This window comes from Chryseobacterium sp. AG844, from assembly GCF_003182335.1.
Taxonomy (GTDB): Bacteria; Bacteroidota; Bacteroidia; order Flavobacteriales; family Weeksellaceae; genus Chryseobacterium; species Chryseobacterium cupriresistens.
Map to the genome: position 1 here is coordinate 111,121 of NZ_QGTV01000017.1, position 4,735 is coordinate 115,855.

3 protein-coding genes and 2 tRNA genes are annotated in these 4,735 nt (G+C 34.0%); 3 read left to right on the top strand and 2 right to left on the bottom strand.

The window, feature by feature from the left end; translation table 11 throughout:
- The first annotated feature begins 326 nt into the window (after positions 1-326).
- The 3 genes from DEU40_RS16315 to DEU40_RS16325 all read left to right on the top strand — a co-directional run bounded on the left by DEU40_RS16315 (position 327) and on the right by DEU40_RS16325 (position 2,544).
- A tRNA-Pro gene (locus DEU40_RS16315) sits at positions 327-401 on the top strand.
- Between the two features lie 14 nt (positions 402-415).
- Positions 416-489, top strand: a tRNA-Arg gene (locus DEU40_RS16320).
- An 876-nt stretch (positions 490-1,365) separates the two neighbouring features.
- On the top strand, positions 1,366-2,544 hold the full coding sequence (locus DEU40_RS16325; RefSeq protein ID WP_181397985.1) for a tetratricopeptide repeat protein: 1,179 nt from the start codon (positions 1,366-1,368) through the stop codon (positions 2,542-2,544).
- A gap of 102 nt (positions 2,545-2,646) precedes the next feature.
- On the opposite strand, the gene DEU40_RS16330 is transcribed toward DEU40_RS16325, so the two are convergent.
- Both DEU40_RS16330 and prmA read right to left on the bottom strand, forming a co-directional pair.
- Positions 2,647-3,486, bottom strand: coding sequence for an SH3 domain-containing protein (locus tag DEU40_RS16330; protein WP_110010824.1), 840 nt, complete (start codon positions 3,484-3,486; stop codon positions 2,647-2,649).
- Between the two features lie 24 nt (positions 3,487-3,510).
- The gene (gene prmA / locus DEU40_RS16335; RefSeq protein ID WP_110010825.1) at positions 3,511-4,338 is read right to left on the bottom strand and encodes a 50S ribosomal protein L11 methyltransferase; all 828 of its coding nucleotides are present in this window, start codon (positions 4,336-4,338) and stop codon (positions 3,511-3,513) included.
- Positions 4,339-4,735 lie beyond the last annotated feature (397 nt).

The window sequence follows — 4,735 nt, forward strand, 5'->3', positions numbered from 1 at the left end:
AATGGAAACAGTGAGTCTTTTTTGTTTTTATTCCCTCAAACCATAATTACTGAATAGAGCATCCCGATTTCAATCGGGACGGCAAAGGTTCGAATCCTTTCGTACTCACATAAAGACTTATTGGAAACAGTAAGTCTTTTGTTTCTCCGTTAGCATGGGATTATAAAAACAGTATAAGACTATGATTTTTAAATATGTACAATTAATCAAGAAGCACTCATGAAAAATTAATTAAAAATTATTCCTTATTTTATTTTTTTATTCCAAAAAGTATTGTACCTTTGCAACCGCAAAAACGAAGTAAAATTCGTTACTGATGACACCTTCGGGGCGTAGCGTAGTCCGGTCATCGCGCCTGGTTTGGGACCAGGAGGTCGCAGGTTCGAATCCTGCCGCCCCGACTTAAAAAAATTTAGGGTGCGTAGCTCAGCTGGATAGAGCATCTGCCTTCTAAGCAGACGGTCAAAGGTTCGAATCCTTTCGCGCTCACATAAAGACTTATTGGAAACAGTGAGTCTTTTTTGTTTTTATTCCCTCAAACCATAATTACTAAATAGAGCATCCCGATTTGTAATCGGACGGCAAAACTTCGAATCCTTTCGCGCTCATATAAGACTTGCGGAAACATTAAGTCTCTTTGTTTTAATACCTACAATTACTCAAACGAAAAAAAAAGAAATAGGGCATCCGGATTCATCATTATTTATTGAAAATAAAAGTTTATTAACCGGATAACTTATCCTTCCTGTTGAAAAAATCAATGTATAGCTTATATAAGATATCTCATTGTAACCGTATAAGCCCATATGATTCTGATGTATTATTTGATTTATTGTTCATTTTTCATCAGTAGATCTATTTTATATCTATTTTAAAAGTAGGATTTGCAGTATTAATTCTTAGTAAAAAACACAGGTAAAGAATCACTCACCCTTGTTAATAAATTATTTTTTATTTCTTGATTACATCTTCGCGCAAAGAACAAACATAACAGCTACTCCATAGTAAAGCCCATATACAGTACTCACACGCTATGAATATACATCATGCATACAACACAATATACAACCTTGAAGATGGCACAAAAATAAAATGATGTATATATGATGTATTCTATTATTCTTCCCGATTGTTTTTTTTTTTTGAAATTGCAAACAAGTTATCGATTCTAAAACACAAAGTAGATCAAAAAACCTTTATGATGCCTACAGGTGGGATTAATAATCCCACCCGTTTTTTTATAACCGGCATTGTACTTAATGACAAGAATTAATAAACTGAAGTCTGTAACATAATGAATTCAATTTTGTCTTGCATCATATTTAATTCTTGTATTAACTCTAATAAAGTATTTATTCTATGGCCATGAAGACATTGAAAAACTTTAATAGAATAATCTATTGCCTGATTTTTACATTTTGTTGTTCAAAACTGTTTCCACAACACTATAATGCACAGCAAATAGATACTTTACTTATAAAAACCAATGAAGAACTCAGAACGAGATTGTCTAACAAGGCTCAGGACTGCCGTTTTTTCTTACGGTATGTCTATTCAACCCGGGCGGTTTATTTCAGCGGAACTCAACAGCTGGACTCATCACTTATCTATCTCCATAAAGCTATGAAAATTGATCCCAATCCTTTAGATATAGCCCATATAGCAAGGCATTATACAATATACAAGTGGAATTTAGATTCAGCCAACTCTTATTTTAAAAAAGCCTTTGACCTGTTAGAAACCCAAAGGTTTAAGCATAATAAGTACCAAACAGCAGTAGCCTTATATGATTATGGCATTTTTATGCAGGTACAGAAAAAAAATAACGAGGCTATTAATGCTTTCAGCCAATCTGTTAAACTGGCAAAAGAAGTAGACAGACCTCAGCTGGTTTTAAATGATTACAGATTGCTTGCCTCGGTGTACAAGGCGCTAAAAAAAACTGACAAAGAAGTTGAATATTTAAATAAAGCAGCCTCACTAAATGATAGTATATACAATAACCTAAGCAGTGCTATCACATTATCTTTCAATAAAATAACTAAAGAAGATGAGGAAGAAAAAATGAAAGCTAAAAATCAAGCAGTTTTATGGTATGGAGGGATTTCATTTGTAATCATTACTGTATTGTCTCTTTATTTTTATCAGCAGATTAAAAGAAAGAAAAAAAAGCTTGTAGAAAGCAAACAAATCATTCTTCAGCAGGAAGAAGAAACAAAAATTCTAAAAAGAAAGCTCAGTGAAAATCATGAGCAGATCATCCAGCTGGCAAAGAAAAACAGTGTTGGCTTTTTATCACTATTTCAGAAGACTTATCCTGAAGTCTGCCAGCAGCTTTTAAAAATCAATCCTCGTCTTTCTCATTCCGATTTATCTTTCTGTGCTATGATATGGTTAGGATTCTCTTCAAAAGAAATTGCACAATATTCTTCAATGGAGCACAGATCTGTACAAACAAAGAAATACCGTTTACGCAAAAAATTATACCTTGATGCAGAAAGTGATCTCTATCAATCTATCAAATCAATAGCTGAAACTGAATAATTTTAATGAAAACGATGGTGGTTATCTGCAAATGGGTTTCATCATGACATTATACTAAAAATCCCTCAACCGTAATTGAGGGATTTTAATTACATTCTGATTTTATTTCAGTCTGTATGTATTTCCATTCCAAAGGTAAGTTTTGGAAGAATGTTTTTTCTTCTCTCTGTCTTTCTCATCTACTTCCATATCTTCCACTTTTAAGATAAATGCATTGGGAATTCCTCCTTTATCATTTGGAAAAATATATTCTTCACTGTGATAAAAAGCACCGGCATCCCCTACATTCATTAATTGCGGAAGAGCAATCAGTTTTTTATCTTTAAAAAGAACGTACTGATCATAGCCGGCAATTCCACAGGCTTCTCCGGAAACTGAAGCTTTAAGAGTAAATTCTACATTTTGAAACTTGTGGCTGCTTTCTATATTGAAAGATCCGAAACTTAGCTCCTCTCCTTTTCCTGTATCAAAATATACCTCATCCATAAGTATACTTCCTTCCATTACTTTGATTCCGGCAATATTCTGCTTTTCAGTCTCATTGAATTCTTTGTTCTTCCTGTCAATTGTTTTGGAAAGCCCAAAAAGGAAATCGTACCCGTTTTTATTGCGGTATCCTACACAAAGATTACCACCCCAAATATATCCTTCCACTGTATTTTCACCTTTCTGATATGATATTTTATACCAGTTGGCAGCTCTTTCTCCCAATTTCAGAATGCCTTCTTCTTTTTTCAGAACCATTATCTGCTGATTGGTCTGAAGTGAATCTACAATCCGGGCATTTACTGTGGGATCTAATCTCACCCGGGTCCAATCTGTAAAGATCTTCTGCGTTTTATTTTCTTCAAAACCAAAGATACCATCTGCATATACTTCATTTTCCTGAGCTGTAAAAAACTGCAGCATCAGTAAAAGTAAAGCTGTCCATAAAGTTTTCATATTCGTATTTTGTTTTTTTGTGTGTTATTTTTCAAGCAGAAGACTTACCCATTCTTCACGCTGCAACTTCTTTTTAAGCTCTAGTCCGCTCTCTTTACATACTTCCAGAATATCATCTACATCAAAGAAGCAAAGGCCTGAAAGTAATAATTTTCCACCGTCATTCAATACTGAAACGTAGGTTGGGATATCTGATATCAGGATATTTCTGTTGATATTGGCTAAAATGATATCATAATTTTCTTTTCCTAAGTTTTCTGCGGTTCCCTGTTCAATATCCAGTTCTACATTATTTCTTACTGCATTTTCTTTTGAGTTTTCTACTGACCATTCATCAATATCGATAGCTTTGGTATCTCCGGCACCCTGCTGTTTTGCATAAATGGCTAATACGGAAGTTCCGCATCCCATATCCAATACTTTTTTACCCTTGAAATCAATATCCATCATTTGCTGGATCATCAAATGGGTTGTAGGGTGATGCCCCGTTCCGAAAGACATTTTAGGCTGAATGATAATTTCATGCATTCCCGGTACAGATTCGTGGAACTCTGCTCTGATCAGTACTTTATCATCGATATTAATTGGAGAAAAATTCTTTTCCCATTCTTCGTTCCAATTGATATTCGGCATTTCTTCAAAAGAATATTCGATTTTTACGTTTTCGTTTTCAAAGATCGGAAGTCCTTTCAACTGATCTTCGTGAAACAAATCTGTCTGGATATATCCTAAAATTCCGTCAATTTCTTCTGTAAAGCTGTCAAAGCCTATTTCTATAAGCTCTGCCATTAATATCTCATTCCAGGGTTGTAATGGAGAAATTTTGAAATTGAATTCTAAATAATTTTGCATGTGAATAATTTCTGCAAAAATACTAATGTTATTACTGTTAAAAAAATGATGGAGTTATTTTTGGCTGAAACCGGGGAGTTTTATGTTTTTTAAATTGTGGATGTGGTAAAAAAGTTTATTTGTGAATTTTTTCTCCCACAAATTATACGGATGACACAGATGATTGCATCGTATTTTCAATAGAGGCGGGTTTTAGCCCGTCTTCAAAATCATGACAAATTTCCATTGGCTTCAGCCGAAACTTATTTTTTCTATCCTAAAGGCTATGTAGATTTTTTAAAATGCGAAAGATTGTAAGTTTGGGCTCCTATGTTTGCAAAAGAATAAATTTACATACAAAGCAAAAGGGGTGAGAGAACAGTTTTGGCTAAATAACTCAGGAAGTATATTGTGCTTT